Genomic DNA, 23,285 nt, shown 5'->3' with positions numbered 1-23,285 from the left:
GCCCGGGAACCTCAGAGCCAGCCGGCGAACTCCAGGAGCCATTCGGCCTCCTGCCGCCGCCCCGCGGTCAGCGCCCGCGTGCCGGACTCGACGGCCCGGAAGAGCGTCCAGCCGCGCAGCCGCTCCCGGTCCACGTCGAGCGAGTCGGCCAGCTTGTTCACCCGCCGCCGCGCGGCCGGCGCGCCGGCCGAGGCGGCCACCAGGTCCTCCACCCGGTCGCGGACCAGCCGCGCCAGGTCGTAGGCGCGCTCGCCGACGAGCGGGTCGGGGCCGATGGCGAGCCAGGGTGCCCGGTCGCCGGCGAGGACCTTGCCCTGCCGGAAGTCCCCGTGCAGCAGCACCTCCTCCGCGGCCCCGGCGAGCAGCTCCTCGCGGGCGGCGAGCGCCGACGTGACGAGCCCGCCGGCGGTGTCGTCGGAGCCGTACGGCCGCATCGCCTCCGCCTGCCGGGCGGTCCGCTCGGCCAGCGGCTCGAAGCCGTGCCCGGCCGGCGGCTCGACCCACAGCTTCCGTACGGTCCCGGCGGCCTCCAGGAGCGCCTTGGCCTCCGGCAGCGAGCGCAGCGACACCTCCGGGTGCAGCCGTTCGAGGACGAGGGCGTCCTCCGGCGCCTCGGCGCGGAGCTGGACAGCGCCCCAGCCGTTCCAGTGCGCGAGGGCGTCCCGCTCCAGGTCCGGCCGGGTGAACGGCGGCGCGATCTTCAGCGCGGCGGGCGTGCCGTCGGCCTCGCGGACGAGCAGCACCAGGCTGCCGCGGCCGCCGGGGGCGACCACCCGCTCGACGGTCAGCCCGGCCTCCTCGGGGAGCCGCGCGGCGAGGCCGGGGAGCCGCCCGAGCCACTCGGCCGCGGCGGCCTCGCCGTACTTCCCGGGGAGCGCCGTGACCAGTCGCCGGGGCGCTTCGAAACCCATGTGCGTGCCTTGTTCCTTCTCCTTGGGCGGGGCGATCAGAGCTGGTGGGGGCCGGACTCACACCCGCTCGGCGAGCCCAGGAAAGGTTACGTCGCCGCCGCGCCACCGCACCGCGCGGACGGCCGCCTCCCGGAGCGCGGCGGCGGCCTCGCGGCGCACGGCGCCTTCGCCGGCCCGCACCAGGTCGGAGTAGACCCCGGCCACCCGGTCCTCCAGGACGGCCGCGAGCCGCTCCGCACCGGCCGGGTCGGCCACCCGGAACGGCAGCTCGTACGCGGCGGCCGCGGCGACCGGCGTGCCGCCGAGGTCGCGGACGGTGCGGCGCAGCGCGTCCCGGCGGGCCCGGTGCGCCTCGTAGTCGGCGGTCGCCTCGGCCCGGCGCTCCTCGGCGACCCGGGCGCCGACGACCCCGTAGCCGTACACGGCGGCGTGCTCGGCGGCGAGGGCGGCCTGGGCCGCCCGGAAGAGGTCGCTCATGCGCGGGCTCCTTCGGTGAGGAGGTAGGCGTGGGCGGCGCCGGCGGCGGCCACGGAGGCGAGCAGCCGGGCGTACTCGGGCGGCGCCGCGAGCAGCTCGGCGGTGTACGCGTCGGAGGCGGCCCGCGCGGCGGCGGCCAGCTCCCGCAGCGCGGCCCCGGGGTCGGAGGGCACGGCCTTCCCGGCGGGGCCCGTACCGGCCTCCGGGCTCGCGGAGGCGGCGCCCGTACCCGGGGTGCTGCCGGGGGGTGGCGTGTCCGTACCGGCGGTGGGGCGGTCGCGTTCGCCCAGGGCCGTCGCGTGGGCCGCGGCGGAGGCGCGGAGCGGGGCCACGCGCGCGTGGAGCGCGGGATGGGCGGCGAGGGCGGCGTCGTAGCGGGCGAGGAGGGTCCGCGAGGCGGTCACCGCGCGGCGGCGGAGGGCCGCCTCGGCGCGGGCCACCCGTTCGGCCTCGCGGGCCGCCGCCTCCTCCGCGGCGCTCGGCCGGCGCGGCCCCGCCTCCTCGGACGTGCATCCGGTCAGGGCCGCCGCGGCGGCCGAGGCCCCCGCCACGAGCAGGGCGCGTCTGCCCGTCGTCGTCACGCTCTCTCCCTCAGCATTCCGGACCCCTCCCGGCCGCCCGTCGAAGATCACCGCAGGCGAGCGTACCCGTGGGGCCCCGTGCGGTGGACGGCAACACCCTCCGGGACCGGATACCCTTGATCCGACACGCAGCGAGAAGCAGCGACGAGCGACGCACCCACAACAGCACACGCGGCCGAGGAGTCACCCGGATGAGCACCACCCAGAGCGACAGGCTGCGCGGACTCATTGAGCCGCTCGTCCGCGCGGAGCACCTGGATCTGGAGGAGATCGAGGTCTCCCGGGCCGGCCGCCGCGGACTGCTGAGGATCGTCGTCGACTCGGACGAGGGCGTCGAGCTGGACGCCTGCGCGGAACTGAGCCGCGCCATCTCCGCGAAGCTGGACGAGACCGACGCCATGGGCGACGGCGAGTACGTCCTGGAGGTCAGCTCCCCGGGTGCCGACCGTCCGCTCTCCGAGCACCGCCACTACGTCCGGGCCACCGGCCGTCTCGTGAAGCTCCAGCTCACCGAGGGCGGGGACCTGGTCACCCGCATCGTGGCCGTGGACGAGGACGGCATCGACACCGAGGTCCCGGGCGTGAAGGGCCGCAAGGCCACCGCCCGCCGCGTGGAGTTCGCCGAGATCGCGAAGGCGCGTGTCGAGATCGAGTTCAACCGCAAGGACAAGAAGGAAGAGGAGGCGTAGCCGTGGACATCGACGTGAAGCTCCTGAAGGGCTTGGCACAGGAGAAGGAAATCTCCTTCGAGATGCTGGTCGAGGCGATCGAGTCGGCCCTCCTCATCGCGTACCACCGCACGCCGTCCGCCCGCCGCCACGCGCGCGTGGAGCTGGACCGGCACACCGGGCACGTGACGGTGTGGGCCGAGGAGGACCCGGCCGACCTGGAGGAGGGGCAGGAGCCCAAGGAGTTCGACGACACCCCGTCGGACTTCGGCCGCATCGCGGCGAGCACCGCCCGCCAGGTCATCCAGCAGCGGCTGCGCGACGCCGAGAACGACGTCACCTTCGGCGAGTACGCCCGCCGCGAGGGCGATGTCGTCGCCGGTGTGGTGCAGCAGGGCAAGGACCCGAAGAACGTCCTCGTCAAGCTGGACGACAAGCTGGAGGCCATCCTGCCGGTGCAGGAGCAGGTGCCGGGCGAGGACTACACGCACGGCCTGCGGCTGCGCACGTACGTGGTCCGGGTCGCCAAGGGCGTCCGCGGTCCGTCCGTGACGCTCTCGCGCACCCACCCCAACCTGGTGAAGAAGCTCTTCGCCCTGGAGGTCCCGGAGATCGCCGACGGTTCCGTCGAGATCTCCGCCATCGCGCGTGAGGCGGGTCACCGCACCAAGATCGCGGTCCGTTCCACCCGTTCGGGCCTGAACGCCAAGGGCGCCTGCATCGGCCCGATGGGCAGCCGGGTGCGGAACGTGATGGCCGAGCTGCTGGGCGAGAAGATCGACATCGTCGACTGGTCGGACGACCCGGCCGAGATGGTGGCGAACGCGCTCTCCCCGGCCCGGGTCTCCAAGGTCGAGGTCGTCGACGCCGCCGCCCGGTCCGCCCGGGTGACGGTCCCCGACTACCAGCTCTCCCTGGCCATCGGCAAGGAGGGGCAGAACGCCCGCCTCGCCGCGCGCCTCACCGGCTGGCGGATCGACATCCGTCCGGACACCGAGACGCAGGGCGAGGAGGGCTGAGCGGTCCGCCGCAAGCCCAAGGCCGTTTTTGGCCAACAGCTGTTCGATTTTTGCCCCAAACGGGTGAGGTCGGTACGGGGAGGTAGACTTAATCGTGTCTGGCCGGACGCATGCCCGCGCGTGCCCTGAGCGAACCTGTGTGGGATGCCGGGAGCGAGCGGCCAAGAGCGAACTGCTGCGGACCGTGATGGATAAGGGCGAGTGCGTCCCCGATCGTCGCGGTACGCTGCCCGGCCGGGGTGCGTACGTGCACCCCGTCTTGCACTGTCTCGACCTCGCGGTCCGCCGCCGGGCGTTCCCGAGGGCCTTCAAGGTCCCGGGCCCGCTCGACACGGCGGCCCTGCGGGAGCACATCGAGCAGGCCGCGCAGGCGGCACCGCAGTGAACAGGAAGTACGGCACGGAACACCGTGCGGTCAGGTACCTCGCGAGTCGGAAGTAGGTCGAGATTGCGATGAGCACTCGATGAGTACGCGATGAGTACGCCCATGAAGTAGCGACGGTCCGGCGGTAACCGGACCTACAAAGGAGCGATGTGGCTAAGGTCCGGGTATACGAACTCGCCAAGGAGTTCGGTGTGGAGAGCAAGGTCGTCATGGCCAAGCTCCAGGAACTCGGTGAATTCGTCCGTTCGGCGTCCTCGACGATCGAGGCGCCGGTCGTGCGCAAGTTGACTGACGCTTTGCAGGGTCCCGGCGGTTCCGCCGGCAAGACCGCTGCCAAGCCCGGAGCGCCCCGCAAGGCGGCGCCCGCCCCCAAGCCGGCCGCGCCGGCGCCTTCGGCGCCCGCAGCCGCACGTCCCGCCGCCCCGAAGCCTGGCGCGCCCACCCCGGCGCCCAAGCCCGCGGCGGCCGAGAAGCCCGTGACGCCGGCCGCCTCCGGCCCGCGTCCGACCCCGGGTCCGAAGCCCGCGGCTCCCGCGCCCAAGCCGGCGCCCGCCGCCCCGGCTCCGACGAACCCGGAGTTCACCGCGCCTCCGGCGGCTCCGGCCGCTCCGGCCGCTGGTGGTCAGCGCCCCGGTGGTGCCCCCTCCGGCCAGCGTCCGGCCGGTGCCCGTCCGGGCCAGGGCGCGCCGCGCCCGGGTGGTCAGCAGGCCCCCCGTCCCGGCCAGCAGGCCCCGCGTCCGGGCGCCCCGCGTCCGTCGGGCCCGCGTCCGGGCAACAACCCCTTCACCTCCGGCGGCTCCACCGGCATGGCGCGTCCGCAGACGCCCCGTCCCGGTGGCGGTGCCCCGCGTCCCGGCGGCCCCGGTGGCGCTCCGGGCGCCCCGCGTCCGCAGGGCGGCCCCGGCGGCGCCCCGCGCCCGCAGGGCCAGGGCGGCGGCGCTCGTCCCACCCCCGGTGGCATGCCGCGTCCGCAGGCTCCCCGTCCGGGCGGCGCGCCCGGCGGTAACCGTCCGAACCCGGGCATGATGCCGCAGCGTCCCGCTGCCGGCCCGCGTCCCGGCCCCGGCGGTCGTGGCCCCGGTGGCCCCGGCGGTCGTCCCGGCGGTGCCGGTGGTGGCGGCGGTCGTCCCGGCTTCGCTGGTCGTCCGGCCGGTCCCGGCGGCGGTGGCGGCGGCTTCGCCGGCCGTCCCGGCGGTCCCGGTGGCGGCGGCGGTCGTCCGGGTGGTCCCGGCGGTGGCGGCGGCTTCGGCGGTCGTCCCGGCGGCTTCGGCGGCCGTCCCGGCGGCCCGGGTGGCCGTGGTGGCACGCAGGGCGCCTTCGGTCGTCCCGGCGGTCCCGCGCGTCGCGGTCGCAAGTCGAAGCGTCAGAGGCGCCAGGAGTACGAGGCCATGCAGGCCCCGTCCGTGGGCGGCGTGATGCTGCCTCGCGGCAACGGCGACACCATTCGCCTGTCGCGCGGTGCGTCCCTCACCGACTTCGCCGAGAAGATCGGCGCCAACCCGGCGTCGCTCGTCGCGGTGATGATGAACCTCGGTGAGATGGTCACGGCCACGCAGTCCGTCTCCGACGACACGCTGACGATGCTCGGCGAGGAGATGAACTACACCGTTCAGATCGTCTCGCCGGAGGAGGAGGACCGCGAGCTCCTCGAGTCCTTCGACATCGAGTTCGGCGAGGACGAGGGCGGCGAAGAGGCTCTGGTCTCCCGTCCGCCGGTCGTCACCGTCATGGGTCACGTCGACCACGGTAAGACCCGACTCCTCGACGCGATCCGCAAGACGAACGTCGTCGCGGGCGAGGCCGGTGGCATCACCCAGCACATCGGTGCCTACCAGGTCGGTACCGAGGTCAACGGCGAAGAGCGTCGCATCACCTTCATCGACACCCCGGGTCACGAGGCGTTCACCGCCATGCGTGCCCGTGGTGCGAAGTCGACCGACATCGCGATCCTCGTGGTCGCGGCCAACGACGGCGTGATGCCGCAGACGATCGAGGCGCTCAACCACGCCAAGGCCGCCGGCGTCCCGATCGTCGTCGCGGTCAACAAGATCGACGTCGAGGGCGCGGACCCGGTCAAGGTCCGCGGTCAGCTGACCGAGTTCGGTCTCGTGGCCGAGGAGTACGGCGGCGACACGATGTTCGTCGACATCTCCGCCAAGCAGGGTCTGCACATCGACTCCCTGCTGGAGGCCGTGATCCTCACGGCCGACGCCTCGCTCGACCTGCGGGCCAACCCGAACCAGGACGCGCAGGGCATCGCCATCGAGTCGCACCTCGACCGTGGTCGCGGCGCCGTCTCGACGGTCCTGGTCCAGCGCGGAACGCTGCGCATCGGCGACACCGTGGTGGTCGGCGACGCGTACGGCCGCGTCCGGGCGATGCTCGACGACAAGGGCAACAACGTCGAGGAGGCGGCCCCGTCGACTCCCGTCCTGGTGCTCGGTCTCACCAACGTGCCGGGTGCCGGCGACAACCTCCTGGTCGTCGACGAGGACCGTACGGCCCGTCAGATCGCCGAGAAGCGCGCCGCGCGTGAGCGCAACGCCGCCTTCGCCAAGCGCGTCCGCCGGGTGTCCCTCGAGGACCTCGACAAGGTGCTCAAGGCCGGTCTCGTCCAGGAACTCAACCTCATCATCAAGGGCGACGCGTCCGGTGCGGTCGAGGCCCTCGAAGCCTCGCTGCTCCAGCTCGACGTCGGCGAAGAGGTCGACATCCGCGTCCTGCACCGCGGTGTGGGTGCGGTCACCGAGTCGGACATCGACCTGGCCATGGGCTCCGACGCCATCGTCATCGGCTACAACGTCCGTGCGGCCGGCCGTGCCGCGCAGATGGCCGAGCGCGAGGGCGTGGACGTCCGGTACTACTCGGTCATCTACCAGGCGATCGAGGAGATCGAGGCGGCGCTCAAGGGCCTCCTCAAGCCGGAGTACGAGGAGGTCGAGCTCGGCACCGCGGAGATCCGCGAGGTCTTCCGCTCGTCCAAGCTGGGCAACATCGCCGGTGTCCTCATCCGCTCCGGCGAGGTCAAGCGCAACACCAAGGCGCGACTCCTCCGCGACGGCAAGGTCATCGCCGAGGACCTCACCATCCACGGTCTGCGCCGCTTCAAGGACGACGTCACCGAGATTCGTGAAGGCTTCGAGGGCGGTATCAACCTCGGAAACTACAACGACATCAAGATCGACGACGTCATCGCGACGTACGAGATGCGCGAGAAGCCGCGCGCGTAACGCACGGTGAAAAGCCGGGGCCGGTCGGCGGGAGATATTCCGTCGATCGGCCCCGGCCGTTCCGTGTACGGTTTCGGTGTTCCCGTCCAGCGGTGGGCGGGGCCACTGACCCCGAACCGGCGGGACATCCGGACACACATGTATGTGGGGACTCTGTCCTTCGACCTGCTCCTCGGCGACGTCCATTCGCTCAAGGAGAAACGCTCCCTCGTGAAGCCGATCGTCGCCGAACTCCAGCGGAAGTTCTCGGTGAGTGTGGCGGAGGTGAGCGGCCAGAACCTCCACCGGAGGGCCGAGATCGGCGTCGCGATGGTGTCGGGGGACCTGGGCCATCTGAACGGCGTCCTCGACCGCTGCGAGCGGCTGGTGGCCGCACGGCCCGAGGTGGAACTGCTCTCGGTGCGCCGAAGGCTCCACACTGATGAAGACTGAATGAGCAAGGCAAAGAAGGAGACGGACCAGTGGCCGACAACGCGCGGGCGAAGAAGCTGGCGGACCTCATCCGGGAGGTGGTCGCCGAGAAGCTGCAGCGCGGCATCAAGGACCCGCGCCTGGGTACGCACGTGACCATCACGGACACCCGCGTCACCGGTGACCTGCGGGAGGCCACGGTCTTCTACACGGTCTACGGCGACGACGAGGACCGGGCGAGCGCCGCGGCCGGCCTGGAGAGCGCCAAGGGCATCCTCCGTTCGGCCGTGGGCCGGGCGGCGGGCACCAAGTTCACGCCCACCCTGGCCTTCGTGGCCGACGCCCTGCCCGAGAACGCCCGGACCATCGAGGACCTCCTCGACAAGGCGCGGGCCTCCGACGCCCAGGTGCGGGAGGCGTCCTCGGGCGCCGCCTTCGCGGGCGACGCGGACCCCTACAAGAAGCCGGGCGAGGACGACACCGCCGAATGAGCGACAAGATCCATACTCCCGACGGCCTTGTCATCGTCGACAAGCCGTCGGGCTTCACTTCGCACGACGTCGTCGCCAAGATGCGCGGGATCGCGAAGACCCGCCGCGTCGGCCACGCCGGCACGCTCGACCCCATGGCCACGGGCGTCCTCGTCCTCGGCGTGGAGCGGGCCACCAAGCTCCTCGGTCACCTCGCGCTGACCGAGAAGGAGTACCTGGGCACCATCCGCCTGGGCCAGACCACGATCACCGACGACGCCGAGGGCGAGATCACGGCGTCGGTCGACGCGTCGAAGGTCACCCGCGAGCAGATCGACGCGGGTGTCGCGGAGCTGACCGGCGCCATCATGCAGGTGCCGTCGAAGGTCTCCGCGATCAAGATCGACGGAAAGCGGTCCTACGCGCGCGTGCGCGGCGGCGAGGAGTTCGAGATCCCGGCCCGGCCGGTCACCGTCTCCTCCTTCCGGGTGTACGACGTCCGCGAGGCGGCCGCCGAGGACGGCACCCCCGTCGTCGACCTGGTCGTCTCCGTGGTCTGCTCCTCCGGTACGTACATCCGGGCGCTGGCCCGGGACCTCGGCGCCGGACTCGGCGTCGGCGGGCACCTCACCGCGCTGCGGCGCACCCGGGTCGGCCCGTACAAGCTGGACAGCGCCCGCACCCTCGACCAGCTCCAGGAGGAGCTGACCGTGATGCCGGTCGCCGAGGCCGCCGCGGCGGCGTTCCCGCGCTGGGACGTCGACGAGAGGCGGGCCCGGCTGCTGCTCAACGGGGTGCGCCTGGAGATGCCCGAGTACCCCAAGGGCGCCGTGGCGGTCTTCGGGCCGGACGGGAAGCTGCTCGCCCTGGTGGAGGACCAGCGGGGCAAGGCGAAGAGCCTGGCCGTCTTCGGCTGATCTTTTGTGTCGGCTGATCTCTTGTGGAGGGGCGGGTGCGCGCGGCGCGCCCGCCCTTTCGCGTTTCTTCACCCCATCGGGGAAGCGCTCGGAGTGAACCGGGGAGTGCGAGGGGGCGCCTTGGCCGCTCGGCGCCCTCCGGCCGTCTCCGCCGACCTACCCTCCACACCATGGGACGCGGGGACCTGGCGGAGCCGGTGGGGCTGGTGCGCATCTGCGATCTGGCGGGCCGGCCGCGCGGCACCGGATTCCTCGCCGACCACGAGGGCACCCTCGTCACCAGTCACGAAGCCGTCGACGGGCTGACGCGCGTCGTGCTGCACGCGCCGGGGGAGCGGACCCGGCTCGCCGAGGCCGACGCGATCACCCCCTTCCCCGAGCAGGGACTGGCCCTGATCCGCACCGAGGGCCTGGGCGTGCCCCCGCTGCCGCTCGCCACCCGCGCGGCCGTCGAACCCGGCACGTACGTCAGGATCGCCGCGCACGGCTGGCGGGAGGCCCGCGTGCTCGGCCCCGCCGCCGTCACCTACACCGCCACCGACCGCTTCCACGTCCTGCCCGACGCCCTCGAACTCGCCATCGGCACCCAGGGCGCCGAGGCGCTGCGGCTCGGCGGCCCGGCCGCGGGCGGACCCGTCGTCGACAGCGCCACCGGCACCGTCCTCGGCGTCGTCGGCACCGCCCTCCAGGGCGACCCGCGCGCCGCCGGGCACGCCGTCCCGATCCGCCCCGACGGCCCCCTCGGCCCGCTCCTCCGCCGCAACTCCGCCACGATCCCCGCCTACGGCCCCGACCTGAACCTCGCCGCCCTCCTGGAGCTCACCGCCGCCACGGCGCTCCCGCCCGCGGAACCGGCCCCCGGGCAGGCCCCGGTCGCCCGCCCCACCGCCCTGCGCGCCGTCACCGGCTTCGCCCGCGGGGCGGCCCCCTCCGGTGACGTCCCCGTGCTCACCGTCGTCGGCGAGCCCGGTTGCGGGCGCACCACGCTGCTCGGCGCGGCCTGCGAGGCGCGGACCCGGGGCGTCGCGCCCGCGCCGACCGTGCGGCTGCGCGGCGCCGACCTGCGGGAGGACGACGGCTCGCTCGCCGAGGCCGTCGGGCGGGTCCTCGACCGGGCCGCGCGGATCGCCGCCGCCTCGGGGGCCGCCGGCGACCCCGTCACCGCCGACCGGGCGGCCGCCCTCGCCCGGGAGGCCGGACGCCCCCTCCTCGTCGTCCTCGACGGCCCCGAGGAGATGCCGCCGCCCCTCGCCCACCGGCTCGCCGACTGGACCGCCGCCACCGAGCGCTGGCTGCGCGCCCACGGCGTCCGGCTCGCCCTCGCCTGCCGCCCCGAGCACGCCGAGCAGGCCGCCCCGCTGTGGAGCGCCGCGCCGGCCGTGCTGCCGCTCGGCGACCTCACGGACGCCGAGGCCAGGGCCGTACGCCAGGGGTACGGGATCGGGGACGAGGACCTCGACGCGGCGGACGCCCGGCACCCGCTCGCCCTGCGGCTGCTCGCCGAGGTGCGGGCCGCGCTCCCCGGCGAGGTGCCGGGACGGCCCGGGCGGGCCGAGATCTTCACCGCGCACCTGGACCTGCTGTGCCTGCGGATCGCGGTCAGGATCGCCGCCGACACCCGCCCCCGGCCGGGCGGCCGGGCCGTCCGCCGGCTCGCCGCGCGCGTCACGGGCCAGGTCCACGAGGCCGCCCGGCGCTGCCTCGGCCCCGGCCACGGCCTCCTCGACCGGGCCTCCTTCGAGGAGCTGTTCCCCTGGCGCGACGGCTGGGCCCCCGCCGTCCTCACCGAGGGCCTCCTCGTCCCCGCCGGCACCGGCTACCGCTTCGCCCACGAGGAGCTCTCCGACTGGCTCCAGGCCGCCCATCTGGACCTCGACACGGCCCTCGACACCCTGGTCCACGGCACACCCGGGGCCGGGGCCGGGGCCGGGGGAGAGGACGAGGCCGAGGCCGCCGCCGAGCGGCCGTCCGTGCCCCGGCACCGGGTCGGGACCGTCCTCCAGGCGCTGCTGCTCGTGCACCGCGACGGCGGGCCCGTCGCGCTCACGCCGACGCTCGACCGGCTCGTCGGCGCCCTCGCCGGATTCGGGGAGGAGACGCCCGAGGAAGCCGTCTGGTGGGCGCGCACCCTGCTCGCGCGGACCCTCGACCGGGTCGGCGACCCGCGGCCGTACCTGCCCGTGCTGCGCCGGCTCGCCGACCGGGTGGGGGAGGGCACGGCCCTGCCGGGCGCCTTCGACGGCTTCGGGCCCGCCTGGTGGGGGCGGCTCGCCGTCGGCGAGGACGAGCGGCTCGACCTGCTGCGCCGCACCGTCACCGCCGACCCGGCGGGCTGCCTCGCCCTCGTCGAGGAGCTGCTCGTCGCCCGCACCCGGGAGGTCCAGCCGCTGCTCTGCCGCTGGTTCACCGACGGCCGGGGCCTGCCCGGACGGCCGTACGTCACCGTGGGCACCGTCGCGCAGGAGCTGCTGCACACCCACCGCGGGCTCGCCGCCGACGACCTCTGCGAGGCGCTCGTCGCCACCGCGCACCCGCTCGCCGAAGGGCTGCTCGCGGCGCTCGTCGACGACGAACCGGCCGCGCTCTGCCGGGCCGTGGACCGGTGGGCGCACGACGACGGCCGGCCGGAGCGGCGGATCGCCGCCGCCGTCCACGGCACCCTGCTCGCCGCGCGCGGGCAGCACGGGCAGGAGCGGGAGCTGCTGCGGTACGCGGCGGGCGCGCTGCTCGGCCGGGCCGCCGACCGGGGCCTGCACGGGGCCGCCCTCGGCATCCTCGTGCGGGACCCGGACACCCGCGGCGCCTACCTCGCGCGCGCCCTCGCCGACGCCCGGGTGCCCGCCGACGCGCTCGTCGGGGCGCTGCCCGAGCACCCCGAGGCCGTGCTCGACGCCTTCCGGGACCGCCTCGACCAGGGGCGGGACCCGGGCGGCGCGCTGCGGGCCCTCGCCGCCGTCGACGCGCCCGCCCTCACCCGGCGGATCGCCGGCCTCGTCCGGGAGTACGCGCACCGCCACCCCGAGGGCGCCGCCCACGCCGCCGGCTACGTCGACCTGCGGTTCGAGGAGGGGCCGACCGCGCGGGCCGTCCTCTTCCCGCTGGTCGTCGGACTCGTCCACGGCCCGCCCGCCGCCGTCCGGCGCGCCCTCGCGCCCGTGCTCGCCGCCCCCGGCACCGGCGCCTCCCGCCATCTGCGGGCCGAACTCCTCGACGTCCTCCTCGACCACGAGACGTACGCGACCGGGCCCGGCGACCTCGCCGTGGCGGACGCGCTGCTGACCGCCACCGCCGAGGGCGCCGCCCGCCGCTCGCTCCCGCGCAACCGCGCGCTCCTCGCCCGTACCACCGCCCTCTACGCCCGCGACCCGGGCGGCGCGGCCCACCGGGACCGGCTGCTCGCCGTCCTCGCCGCCGACCATCCGGCCTTCGCCGCACTCCTCGCGCAGGCCCTGCCCGCGCCGCGAACACCCGGCACTTCCATGCCGATGCGGACCGACGGGCGTGGGCATGGCAGTCTTAGACCTGCGTAATGGGCGTACAGGGCGAACAGGCGGACGAGGAGCGGTCACAGTGCAGCGCTGGCGTGGCTTGGAGGACATCCCCCAGGACTGGGGGCGCAGCGTCGTCACCATCGGCTCCTACGACGGTGTGCACCGCGGGCACCAGCTGATCATCGGGCGGGCCGTGGAGCGCGCCCGCGAACTCGGCGTCCCCGCCGTCGTCGTCACCTTCGACCCGCATCCCTCCGAGGTGGTGCGCCCCGGCAGCCACCCGCCGCTGCTCGCCCCGCACCACCGGCGCGCCGAGCTGATGGCCGAACTGGGCGTGGACGCCGTCCTCGTGCTGCCGTTCACGGCCGAGTTCTCGCAGCTGTCGCCGGCCGACTTCATCGTCAAGGTGCTCGTCGACAAGCTGCACGCCCGGGCCGTCATCGAGGGCCCCAACTTCCGCTTCGGCCACCGCGCCGCGGGCACCGTGGCGTACCTCACCGAGCTGGGCGCCACCTACGACTACGAGGTCGAGGTCATCGACCTGTACGTGAGCGGCTCCGCCGGCGGCGGACAGCCCTTCTCCTCCACGCTCACCCGGCGGCTCGTCGCCGAGGGCGACATGACCGGCGCCGCCGAGATCCTCGGCCGCCCGCACCGCGTCGAGGGCATCGTCGTGCGCGGCGCCCAGCGCGGGCGCGAACTGGGCTTCCCCACGGCCAACGTGGAGACCCTGCCGCACACCGCGATCCCCGCCGACGGCGTCTACGCCGGCTGGCTGACCGCGAACGGCGAGCGGATGCCGGCCGCGATCTCCGTCGGCACCAACCCGCAGTTCGACGGCAAGGAGCGGACGGTGGAGGCGTACGCGATCGACCGCGAGGGCCTCGACCTGTACGGGCTCCACGTGACCGTCGACTTCCTCGCCTACGTGCGCGGCATGCTCAAGTTCGACACCCTCGACGACCTGCTCGTCGCCATGGCCGGGGACGTCGCCACCTGCCGGACCCTGACGGCCGAGTACGACGCCGCGGGGGCCTGACCCCCCCTTCCGGGCCCGTCACCAGGTGACGTACAGCTCCCGCGGGCCGCGGATCAGGCCCTTGGACTGGAACGGCACCTCCTCCGGCGGGCCCGCGAGCCGCAGCTCCGGGTAGCGGGCGAGCAGGGTGGAGAGCATCACCTCGGACTCCATCCGGGTCAGCATCGCGCCCATGCAGTGGTGCGGCCCGTGCCCGAAGGAGAGGTGGCCGGTGCCTTCGCGGTCGAAGTCGAGGGCCTCCGGGTCCGCGAAGACCTCCGGGTCCCGGTTGGCCGCCAGGTAGGAGGCGTACACCGCCTCGCCCGCCCGGATCACCACCCCGCCGACCTCGACGTCCTCCGTCGCGATCCGGGGCAGCCCCACGCCGTTGCGGTGCGGGATCCAGCGCAGCAGCTCGTCCACCGCCTGCGGCAGCAGCTCCGGCTCCGCCCGCAGCCGGGCGAGCAGCTCCGGACGGGTGAGCAGCACGTAGACCATGTTGGCGCTGTTGTTGCGGACCGCGTGGGCGCCGCTGATCAGCACCGCCATCGCGAGCGACACCGCCTCGTCGGCGCCGATCCGGCCCTCCGCCAGCGCCTCGGCCAGTTCACCGGCCAGGTCCTCCCGGGGCTCCGCCATCCGGTGGTCGAGCAGCCGGGTGACGTAGCCGTGGATCTGCGCCTTGGCGGCGCGGCTGCTCTCCGGGCCCGGCCCCGAGGAGAGGATCAGGTCCGGCCAGGACGCCAGCTCGGCCCGGTCCTCCTCGGGGATGCCGAGCAGGTCGCAGACGACCGCCATCGGCAGCGGCCCGTGCAGGTGCGCCATCAGGTCCGCGGGCCGGCCGGCCGCCTCCATGGCCTCCAGGAGCCGGTCGCAGGAGGCCTGGGCGAGGGGCCGCAGCCGCTGGACGCCCCGCCCGGTGAAGGTCTTGGTCACCGCCTTGCGCAGCTGGGTGTGGTACGGCGGATCGGCGTAGTTCAGGGCCGCCTTCGAGGCCACCATGTGGCCGGTCATCGTGGTGACCTGGCGGTCGAGCAGGGCCGTCCGGCTGAACCGCGGGTCGGAGGTCACGGCCCGTACGTCGGCGTACCGGGTGACCAGCCAGGCCTCGTTCTCGGCGGCGAACGGCAGGCTGATCCGGGAGACCGGCTCCTTCGCGAGCAGCTCGGCCAGGAGCGGGTCGAAGTCGAGGGCGGGCAGGTCGTCCACGGGCCAGACCCGGGCCGGACGGGCGGCGGCGGGACAGCCGGCGGGGGCGGCGCCGGGCGCGGCCGGTCCGGTGGCGGAGGTCCCGGACGCCGGAGGGGCGGACGGGGACGGCCCCGGCGCGGGTCGTCCGGGCGGTGAGGGTTCGGGCGTCGGCGGTTGCGACGTCAGGGGTTCGGAGGTCATGCGGTGCCTCTTCCCGGCGGCGGACGGACGCGACACGCCGAAGGCCGCACAGCCCCCCGTACGGCCGAGCACCCCGATCACCCTCCGTGACGGGGCGGACGCGCTCGCGGTTGCGGGCTCGGGGGCGCGGGGTGAGTGTGGGCGGCAGTTCGCCCGATCGAGAAGAAGGAGCGAGTGCCGTGGTGACCTTGTGCAAACCCGCGGTGGCCGTGCCGGAGCACGTGATCACGATGGAGGAGACCCTCGACCTCGCCCGTGCGCGCCACGCCGACCATCCCCAACTCCCCCTGGCGCTGCGCCTGATCGGCAACACCGGGGTCGCCAAGCGGCACATCGTGCAGCCCATCGAGCGGACCCTGGAGCACCCCGGCTTCCAGGAACGCAACGAGTTGTACGAGGCCGAGGCCAAGGCGCGGGTGCCCGCCGTCGTCGAGGAGGCGCTCGGCAACGCGGGCCTCCGCCCGGCCGACATCGACATGATCGTCTACGTGTCGTGCACGGGCTTCATGATGCCCTCGCTCACGGCCTGGATGATCAACACCATGGGCTTCCCCAGCCACACCCGGCAGCTGCCCATCGCCCAGCTCGGCTGCGCCGCCGGCGGGGCCTCGATCAACCGGGCGCACGACTTCTGCACCGCCTACCCGGACGCCAACGTCCTCATCGTGGCCTGCGAGTTCTGCTCGCTCTGCTACCAGCCGACCGACCTCGGCGTCGGCTCGCTGCTCTCCAACGGTCTCTTCGGCGACGCCGTCGCCGCCGCCGTCGTGCGCGGCCGGGGCGGCTCCGGCATCACCCTGGAGCGCAACGACTCCCACCTGGTGCCCGACACCGAGGACTGGATCGCCTACAGCGTCCGCGAGACCGGCTTCCACTTCCTGCTCGACAAGCGGGTGCCCACGACGATGGAGCCGCTCGCCCCCGCGCTCCGCGAGATCGCCGGCGCGCACGGCTGGGACGCGGGCAACCTCGACTTCTACATCATCCACGCGGGCGGGCCGAGGATCCTCGACGACCTCAGCCTCTTCCTCGAAGTGCCGCCGGACGCCTTCCGGTTCAGCCGGGCGACCCTCACGGAGTACGGGAACATCGCCAGCGCCGTCGTCCTCGACGCGGTCCGTCGGCTCTTCGAGGAGGGCGGGCAGCCGGAGGGCGCCCGCGGCATCCTCGCCGGCTTCGGTCCCGGCATCACCGCCGAGATGTGTCTGGGGCGCTGGACCACCTCCGCCCACCCGGCCGAACCGCCGCTGGCCGCCCGCCGGATCGTCGGCTACTCGCCGCGCTTCCGGCACGCCCGCAGCCGGGCCTGAACCCCGCCGTCGGCAGCCCTCCGTCGGCAGCCCGTCATCAGCAGCCCGTCGTCAGTAGTCCGTCATCCGCAGTCCGCTGTCCGCAGTCGTAGTGCAAGGAGAGTCGTATGCCCCCCACACCGCCCTCCCGCCGCCCGCGCGGTCCCGCGGTGCTCGCCGCGCTCGTCGCCGGAGCGGCCGCCGCCTCGTTCACCGCCGCGCCCGCCCAGGCCGCGGCCCCCGGCGCGGCCCGGGTGCCGATGCACCAGTGCTGGGTCAACGGGGTCGCCGCCCCGCCCGGCGACCTCGTCAGCGGGACCTCGGGCGACGACCACATCTTCTGCGACAGCGACCTGGAGAACGTCACCGTCTGGGGCGGCGACGGCAACGACATGATCGAGGTGCGCGGCCTCGTCATCGACTCGGCCGTCATGGGCGGCGACGGCGACGACGTCATCCGGGCCAAGCACCTGGTGCCGCAGAACGCCTCCAGCATGGTCCGCGGCAACCGCGGCAACGACGTCATCAAGGTGGCCACGGTCGTCGGCGACGGCGCCGAGCACGGTGCCGTCGTGCACGGCGACGACGGCGACGACAAGATCACCACCGGCTCGGTGAGCGGCGCGCCCGGCAAGTTCAACCGGGGCGGCGGGATCGTCACCGGCAACGACGGCGCCGACACCATCAAGGTCGGGGTCGTCGACTTCTCCGGCCGGGTGCTCGGCGGCAGCGAGGCCGACACCATCGAGGCCGCCGGCCTCGGCCCCGAGTCGGGCGGTCTCATCCAGGCGGGCCCCGGCGACGACACGATCAGCGGCCCCGGCGGCACGATCCTCACGGTCGGCCCGCACTGGGGCATGGTCGACGCGGGCGTCGGGAAGGACACCTGCACGGTGAAGTCGGTCTCGACGCGGACCTCGATCAGCGCCTGCGAGGTGCTGCCGAAGGCCGCCCCGTCCGGCGCGAACCCCCAGACCCCGACCGGCGCGAAGCCCGCTGCCCCGGTGGGCGCGCAGCCCGCAGCACCGACCGGTGCGCAGCCGGCGGCCCCGGTGGGTGGCCGGCCCGCGTCTCCCGTGGGAGCCCCGCCGGCCGGCTGATCCCCGCGGGAGCCCGGCCCGCCTCCCCTCCCTCCAGTGGGAGCCCCGCCGGCCGGCTGATCCCCACCTGAACACCCCCGCACCACCGCCCGGCGACCCGCCGCCCCCCAGGGTCGCCGGGCGGTCGCGCGTCGGTCAGCCGTTCTCCCGGGCCGTCGTCCAGTGGCAGGCGACGCCCCGCTCGCCGCCGCCCGCGCGCAGGACCGGCAGGGGTTCCGTACGGCAGCGGTCGGCGACCGGGGCCGCCTCGCCCGAGGCCAGGACGTGGCAGCGGGCGTGGAAGCGGCAGCCGCCGGGGATCCGGGCCGGGTCCGGCGGTTCGCCGGCGAGCACCACCGGGGCCGTCTCCGACTCCGGCAGCACCGAGAGCAGCGCGCGGGTGTACGGATGGCGGGGCGCGGTCAGCACCGACTCGACCGGGCCCGTCTCCACCACCCGCCCCAGGTACATGACCGCCACCCGGTCCGCGATGTTCCACGCCAGGCCCAGGTCGTGGGTCACCACCAGGGCGGAGAGGCCGAGTTCGTCGCGCAGCCGGAGCAGCAGGGCGAGGATCTCGCCGCGTACCGAGGCGTCCAGGGAGGCCACCGGCTCGTCCGCGACGATGAGTTCGGGCTCCAGGACGAGCGCCCCGGCGATCACCACCCGCTGCCGCTGCCCGCCGGACAGCTCGTGCGGATAGCGCAGGAAGAAGCGCTCGGGCGGGCGCAGCCCGGCCCGGGAGAGGGCCTGTGCGACCGCCGCGCGCTCGTCGCCGTCGTGGCCGTGGATCCGCAGGCCCTCGGCGACCGCCTCGTACACGGTGTGCCGGGGGTTGAGGGAGCCGCTCGGGTCCTGGAGGACGAGCTGGGCCCGCCGCCGGTACGCCTTGAGCGCCTTGCCGGAGTACGCGAGGGGCCGCCCGGCGAACGAGACCGTGCCGGCCCCCGGCTTCACCAGGCCGAGGAGCGTGCGCGCCAGCGTCGTCTTGCCGCAGCCGGACTCGCCGACCAGGGCCACGATCTCGCCCGCGCCGATCTCCAGGTCCACCCCGTCGACGGCCCGGGACGGCGGTGCGCCGCGCCGCCCGGGGAAGGCGACGTGCACCCCGCTCGCCGTCAGCAGCGCCTCCGTCATCCGCTCACCCTTCCCACGTGGACGCAGGCGGCCCGGTGCCCGGCGCCCGCCGTCCGCAGTTCCTGGTCGTCCTCGGCGCACTCCGCCACCGCCACCGGGCAGCGCGGGTGGAAGGAGCAGCCGTCCGGCAGCGCCGCCGGGTCCGGCGGGTCGCCGGGCAGACCGCGCGGCGCCCGCCGCGAGGCCGGGTCCCCGATCCGGGGGAACGCCGAGGACAGCGCCCGCCCGTAGGGGTGAGCAGCCGCCTTGTACACCTCGCGGGCCGGGCCCTCCTCGACGATCCGGCCCGCGTACATGACGGCGAGCCGGTCGCAGGTGTCGGCGAGGACCGCCAGGTCGTGGCTGATCATCATCAGGCCGATGGACTCCTCGGCGACGAGCCGCTCGATCAGCCGCAGGATCTGCGCCTGGATCATCACGTCGAGCGCGGTGGTCGGCTCGTCGGCGACGATCAGGCGCGGTTCGCAGGCCAGCGCCATCGCGATCATCACGCGCTGGCGCTGTCCACCGGACAGCTCGTGCGGATAGCCGGCGGCCCGGGAGGCCGGGAGGCCGACCTGTTCGAGGAGGGCGGCGACCCTCTTGCGGGCCTCGGCGGGGGTGGCCCGCCGGTGCACCAGGAGCGGTTCGGCGATCTGGTCGCCGATCCTGCGCACCGCGTTCAGCGAGTGCATCGCGCCCTGGAAGACGATCGAGGCGCCGGCCCAGCGGACCGCCCGCAGCCGTCCCCACTTCATGGCGAGGACGTCCTCCCCGTCGAGGAGGATCTCCCCTTCGAGCCGGGCGGTCGTCGGCAGCAGCCGCAGCAGGGCGAGCGCCAGCGTCGACTTGCCGCAGCCGGACTCGCCGGCCACGCCCAGCTTCGACCCGGCCTCCAGGCTGAGGCCGACCCCGCGCACGGCGGGTACGGCCCCGGCCCCGGAGCCGTACGTGACCCTCAGGTCCCTGATCTCCAGGAGGCTCAACGCCCCACCCCCAGCCTCGGGTTGAGCACGGATTCGACGGCCCGGCCGCAGAGCGTGAAGGCGAGCGCGACCAGCGCGATCGCGATCCCGGGCGGGGCCAGGTACCACCAGTGCCCGGAGGAGACCGCACCCGCCTCGCGCGCGTCCTGGAGCATGCCGCCCCAGGAGACGACCGTCGGGTCGCCGAGGCCGAGGAAGGCGAGGGTGGCCTCGGTGAGGATCGCGGTGGAGATGCCGAGGGTGGTCTGCGCGAGCACCAGCGGCATCACGTTCGGCAGCACGTGCCGGGCCATGACGTGCCCGTGTCCGCCGCCGAGCGCGGTGGCCCGCTCGATGTACGGGCGGGACTCGACGGCGATCGTCTGCGCCCGTACGAGCCGGGCGGTGGTCGGCCAGGAGGTGACGCCGATGGCGAGCACCACCGTCCACATCGACCGGGACATCACCGTCGCGAGCACGATCGCCAGGACCAGGGTCGGCATCACCAGGAACCAGTCGGTGATCCGCATGACGACCGTGGAGAGCCAGCCGCCGTAGTGACCGGCGAGGACCCCGACGAGGGTGCCGATGGCGACGGACAGCGTCGCCGCGAGCAGTCCGACGAGCAGCGAGATCCGCGCGCCCCAGACCAGCAGGCCGAGCAGCGAGCGCCCGAACTGGTCGGTGCCGAGCGGGAACTCCGCGCTCGGCGGCTCCAGGGCCGTCCCCGGCGCGTTCGTCACCGACTGGACGTCGGCGCCGACGGTCCACGGGGCGGTGAGCGCGAGCAGCGCGATCAGGGCGAGCCCGGCGAGCCCGTACAGGCCCGCCCGGTGGTTCCGGTACGCCTTCCAGAACCGCGCCGCGGAGCTCCTGCGGCGCTCCCATGCGAGAGAGGTCATCGGCCCACCCGGGGGTCGAGCAGCGGATAGAGCAGGTCGGCGATCAGGTTCATCAGGATCATCGCTCCGGCGAAGACGACGAACAGGCCCTGGACGAGCGGGAGGTCGGGCACGCTGAGCGCCTGGTAGAAGAGGCCGCCGAGCCCCGGCCAGGAGAAGACGGTCTCCACCAGGATCGAACCGGCCGCCACATGGCCCAGGTTGATGAAGACCATGGTGACCGTCGGAAGCAGCGCGTTGGGCACCGCGTGCCGGCGCCGCACCTCGTCGTCCTTGAGCCCCTTCGCCCGGGCGGTCGTCAGATAGTCGCCGCCCATCTCGTCGAGCAGCGAGGAGCGCATCACGAGCAGCGTCTGCGCGTAGCCGACCGCGACCAGCGTCACCACCGGGAGGACCAGGTGGTGGGCCACGTCGAGGACGTACGCGAAGCCGGTCTCGCCGGTCCCCGACTCCATGCCGCCGGTCGGGAAGAGCCCCGGGACCGGGCCCGTGCCCACCGAGAAGACGATGATCAGCAGCAGTCCGAGCCAGAACGACGGCACCGACCACAGGGTGAGCGCGATCCCGGTGTTCACCTTGTCGCCGAGGCGGCCGTGCCGCCACGCCGAGCGGGTGCCGAGCCACAGCCCGAGCGCCGAGTAGAGCACCACGGCGACGCCGGTGAGCAGCAGCGTCGCGGGCAGCTTCGCCGCGATCAGCTCGCCGACCGGGGCGCGGAACTGGAAGGAGGTGCCGAGGTCGCCGGTGAGCGCCTTGGCGCAGTAGTCGGTGAACTGCTGCCACAGCGGCAGGTCGAGGCCGAACTGGCGGCGCAGGGTGGCGAGTTGTTCGGCCGAGGTGGGGATGCCGTGGGTCATCGCCTTCACCGGGTCACCGGGGATGATCCGGAAGAGGAAGAAGCTGGTGACCAGGACGGCGAGGAGGGAGACGAGCGCGCCGCCCAGCTTCCCCGCCGCGTGGCGGAGATAGCCGGAGGCGACGCCGGTGCGGGGTGCGCCGTCCGTGGCGCGGGCCTCCTCGGCCCGTGCCACGCCGGCGGGGGTGCTTGCCGTCGTCATCGCTACTCGCGGTCGTCGGCGGTGGCGCGCCGGCGCGTCCGGAAGAGGAGGAGTCCGCCGGCGGCGACGACCACGGCCGCCCCGACGCCGATCAGGACGCCGGTCGAGGAGGAGCCGGAGCCGTCCCCCGAGCCGGTGGCGGAGGCGGCCGGCACGGCCGACCACCAGGACCAGTAGCCGTCCTGCCCCCACAGGTTGCCCGCCGCCTCGGGCATGGTGGTGATCGACGCGATCTGGTCGGTGCGGTACGCCTCCAGGGCGTTCGGGTAGGCCATGACGTTCATGTACCCCGTGTCGTACAGCCGGGACTGCATCCGCTTGACCAGGTCCGCCCGCTTGGCGGTGTCGTACTCCACCGCCTGCTGGGCGTAGAGCCCGTCGAACTCCTCGTCGCAGATGAAGTTGTCGGTGGCGCCGGTGTCCTTCGGGGTGGCCGGGAGGGTGCCGCAGGTGTGGATGGAGAGGACGTAGTCCGGGTCGGGGTTGACCGACCAGCCGTCGAAGGCGAGGTCGTAGTCGCCCTTGACCCACGGATCCGAGACGCTGTCCAGGCATTCGACGGTCAGCCCGATGCCGAGCGCGCCCCACCACTCCTGGAGGTACTTGCCGACCGCCTTGTCGTTGGGGTCGGTGGCGTGGCAGAGGATCCGGAGCTTCAGCGGCTTGCCGTCCTTGCCGAGCCGCTTCCCCTCGCCGTTCTTCTTGTACCCGGCGGCGAAGAGCAGCTTGTCGGCGTTCACCGGGTCGTACGCCCGCTTCTGCTCGGGGCCGGGCTTCCAGAAGTACGCGCCGAAGCGCGGCGGGATGTACCCCTCGCCCTCGACGGCGTGCCCCTGGAAGACCTTGTCGACGAGGGTGGCGCGGTCGACGGAGAGGAAGAGCGCCTTGCGGACGGCCGGGTCGAGGAGGGCCGGGTGGCCGTTGCCGAAGGTCGTGCCGTCCTTGGCGCGGGCGCCGGGGTTGGTGGCGAGCGCGTAGAAGCGGCGCCCGGGGGCGTCGTTGACCTTGATGTCCTTCTGCGTCTTCAGCGCCGCGGCCTGGGCGGGCGTCAGGTTCGGTACGAAGGACACCTCGCCCTTCTGGAGGGCGGCGACGGCCGCGTCCCCGTCCTTGTAGTACTTGAAGACCAGCTCGTCGAACTTGGGGGCGCCGCGCCAGAACGTCTTGTTCGGCTTCAGCTTGATGTACTGGTCGACCTTGAAGTCGGTGATGACGAAGGGGCCGTTGCCGACGATCGGGAACTGCTGGTCGTTGTTGAACTTCGAGAAGTCGCCGACCTTCTCCCAGACGTGCTTGGGCACGATCGGCACGTCGAGGGCGGTCATCGTCGCCTGCGGCTTCTTCAGTCGGATGACGAGGGTGCGCGGGTCGGGGGCGGTGACCTCGGCGAAGTTGGCGGTGAAGCTGCCGTTGGCGGTGGCCGCGTTCGGGTCGGTCATCATCTTGTTGAAGGTCCAGGCCGCGTCCTCGGCGGTGGCCGGCTTCCCGTCGGACCAGGTGGAGTCCTCGCGGATCTTGTACGTCCACGTCAGCTTGTCCGCGGAGGCGGACCACTCGGTGGCGAAGGCCGGGACGGTCCTGGCGTCCTTGGCGTCGTAGTTGGTGAGGTACTCGTAGGCCAGCCGGTGGATGCTGGTCGAGGTGAGCTTCTGGGCCAGGAACGGGCTGAGCGAGTCGATGCTCTGCGAGACGGCCACCGTGAGCGTCGTACCGCCGGACTTCTCGTCCCCGGCGGCGGTCGTGGTGGCTGCCTGAGTGGCGGTCGCGGTGGCGGGGAGGGCCGCGAGCGAGGCGGTGGTGAGGGCGGCGGCGAGCAGGAGACGTGCGGTCCGGCGGGGCCGGCCCGGCCGGCGGGAGAGTGGGCGGGAGGGAACCTTCGTGACCATGACCATGGGACGTGACCTCG

At 74.1% G+C, this 23,285-nt stretch carries 20 protein-coding genes; 11 read left to right on the top strand and 9 right to left on the bottom strand.

Annotation, left to right across the window (positions count from 1 at the left end; all coding sequences use genetic code 11):
• Positions 1–11 precede the first annotated feature (11 nt).
• From HHL19_RS34895 to HHL19_RS34885, 3 genes are read right to left on the bottom strand one after another with little or no spacing between them, the layout of a single operon-like run.
• A complete protein-coding gene (locus tag HHL19_RS34895; RefSeq protein WP_169094420.1) occupies positions 12–911 on the bottom strand; it encodes an aminoglycoside phosphotransferase family protein in 900 nt (299 codons plus the stop codon).
• 57 nt (positions 912–968) lie between these two features.
• Positions 969–1,388: a ferritin-like domain-containing protein gene (locus HHL19_RS34890; RefSeq protein ID WP_169094419.1), complete on the bottom strand. Its 420-nt coding sequence runs from the start codon at positions 1,386–1,388 to the stop codon at positions 969–971.
• Positions 1,385–1,969, bottom strand: coding sequence for a hypothetical protein (locus HHL19_RS34885; RefSeq protein WP_169094418.1), 585 nt, complete (start codon positions 1,967–1,969; stop codon positions 1,385–1,387). The genes HHL19_RS34890 and HHL19_RS34885 overlap by 4 nt, the downstream gene beginning before the upstream one ends.
• Positions 1,970–2,160: 191 nt before the next feature.
• Here HHL19_RS34885 and rimP point away from each other — a divergent pair, with 191 nt between their 5' ends.
• The 9 genes from rimP (at position 2,161) to HHL19_RS34840 (ending at position 13,599) form a co-directional block, all read left to right on the top strand.
• Positions 2,161–2,658 (top strand): ribosome maturation factor RimP, encoded by a 498-nt coding sequence (gene rimP, locus HHL19_RS34880; RefSeq protein WP_169094417.1) that lies wholly within the window; start codon positions 2,161–2,163, stop codon positions 2,656–2,658.
• Positions 2,659–2,660: 2 nt separating this feature from the next.
• A complete protein-coding gene (gene nusA, locus HHL19_RS34875; protein ID WP_169094416.1) occupies positions 2,661–3,656 on the top strand; it encodes a transcription termination factor NusA in 996 nt (331 codons plus the stop codon).
• A gap of 94 nt (positions 3,657–3,750) precedes the next feature.
• Complete coding sequence (locus HHL19_RS34870) at positions 3,751–4,041, top strand: YlxR family protein (RefSeq protein WP_169094415.1); 291 nt, start codon at positions 3,751–3,753, stop codon at positions 4,039–4,041.
• 149 nt (positions 4,042–4,190) lie between these two features.
• On the top strand, positions 4,191–7,271 hold the full coding sequence (gene infB, locus HHL19_RS38635; RefSeq protein ID WP_169094414.1) for a translation initiation factor IF-2: 3,081 nt from the start codon (positions 4,191–4,193) through the stop codon (positions 7,269–7,271).
• A 138-nt stretch (positions 7,272–7,409) separates the two neighbouring features.
• A complete protein-coding gene (locus HHL19_RS34860; RefSeq protein ID WP_031008504.1) occupies positions 7,410–7,703 on the top strand; it encodes a DUF503 domain-containing protein in 294 nt (97 codons plus the stop codon).
• A 29-nt stretch (positions 7,704–7,732) separates the two neighbouring features.
• Positions 7,733–8,173, top strand: a complete 441-nt coding sequence (rbfA, locus tag HHL19_RS34855) for a 30S ribosome-binding factor RbfA (protein ID WP_169094413.1) — start codon at positions 7,733–7,735, stop codon at positions 8,171–8,173.
• On the top strand, positions 8,170–9,069 hold the full coding sequence (gene truB / locus HHL19_RS34850; protein WP_169094412.1) for a tRNA pseudouridine(55) synthase TruB: 900 nt from the start codon (positions 8,170–8,172) through the stop codon (positions 9,067–9,069). Before rbfA ends, truB begins: the two co-directional genes overlap by 4 nt.
• Positions 9,070–9,239: 170 nt before the next feature.
• A complete protein-coding gene (locus tag HHL19_RS34845; RefSeq protein ID WP_169094411.1) occupies positions 9,240–12,599 on the top strand; it encodes a serine protease in 3,360 nt (1,119 codons plus the stop codon).
• 40 nt (positions 12,600–12,639) lie between these two features.
• Positions 12,640–13,599, top strand: a complete 960-nt coding sequence (locus tag HHL19_RS34840; RefSeq protein WP_169094410.1) for a bifunctional riboflavin kinase/FAD synthetase — start codon at positions 12,640–12,642, stop codon at positions 13,597–13,599.
• 18 nt (positions 13,600–13,617) lie between these two features.
• On the opposite strand, the gene HHL19_RS34835 is transcribed toward HHL19_RS34840, so the two are convergent.
• Positions 13,618–14,970 carry a cytochrome P450 gene (locus HHL19_RS34835; RefSeq protein ID WP_169094409.1) on the bottom strand — a complete coding sequence of 451 codons (1,353 nt, stop codon included), beginning with the start codon at positions 14,968–14,970 and terminating at the stop codon, positions 13,618–13,620.
• A 137-nt stretch (positions 14,971–15,107) separates the two neighbouring features.
• Between HHL19_RS34835 and HHL19_RS34830 the strand changes: the two genes are divergently transcribed.
• Both HHL19_RS34830 and HHL19_RS34825 read left to right on the top strand, forming a co-directional pair.
• Complete coding sequence (locus HHL19_RS34830) at positions 15,108–16,280, top strand: type III polyketide synthase (RefSeq protein WP_346768572.1); 1,173 nt, start codon at positions 15,108–15,110, stop codon at positions 16,278–16,280.
• A 107-nt stretch (positions 16,281–16,387) separates the two neighbouring features.
• Positions 16,388–17,359, top strand: coding sequence for a hypothetical protein (locus tag HHL19_RS34825; RefSeq protein WP_169094407.1), 972 nt, complete (start codon positions 16,388–16,390; stop codon positions 17,357–17,359).
• Between the two features lie 135 nt (positions 17,360–17,494).
• Here HHL19_RS34825 and HHL19_RS34820 read toward each other — a convergent pair whose 3' ends face one another.
• From HHL19_RS34820 to HHL19_RS34800, 5 genes are read right to left on the bottom strand one after another with little or no spacing between them, the layout of a single operon-like run.
• Entirely contained in the window at positions 17,495–18,475 is a 981-nt protein-coding gene (locus HHL19_RS34820; protein WP_169094406.1) for an ABC transporter ATP-binding protein, read from the bottom strand.
• Complete coding sequence (locus tag HHL19_RS34815) at positions 18,472–19,440, bottom strand: ABC transporter ATP-binding protein (protein WP_169094405.1); 969 nt, start codon at positions 19,438–19,440, stop codon at positions 18,472–18,474. The genes HHL19_RS34820 and HHL19_RS34815 overlap by 4 nt, the downstream gene beginning before the upstream one ends.
• Positions 19,437–20,321 carry an ABC transporter permease gene (locus HHL19_RS34810; RefSeq protein WP_169094404.1) on the bottom strand — a complete coding sequence of 295 codons (885 nt, stop codon included), beginning with the start codon at positions 20,319–20,321 and terminating at the stop codon, positions 19,437–19,439. The genes HHL19_RS34815 and HHL19_RS34810 overlap by 4 nt, the downstream gene beginning before the upstream one ends.
• Complete coding sequence (locus HHL19_RS34805; RefSeq protein WP_169094403.1) at positions 20,318–21,379, bottom strand: ABC transporter permease; 1,062 nt, start codon at positions 21,377–21,379, stop codon at positions 20,318–20,320. Before HHL19_RS34805 ends, HHL19_RS34810 begins: the two co-directional genes overlap by 4 nt.
• Before the next feature lie 2 nt (positions 21,380–21,381).
• Positions 21,382–23,265, bottom strand: coding sequence for an ABC transporter substrate-binding protein (locus HHL19_RS34800; RefSeq protein ID WP_169094474.1), 1,884 nt, complete (start codon positions 23,263–23,265; stop codon positions 21,382–21,384).
• Between the last annotated feature and the right edge of the window lie 20 nt (positions 23,266–23,285).

The organism is Streptomyces sp. R302, from assembly GCF_012927245.1.
Classification (GTDB): Bacteria; Actinomycetota; Actinomycetes; order Streptomycetales; family Streptomycetaceae; genus Streptomyces.
This window is presented reverse-complemented; position numbering and strand designations above follow the sequence as displayed.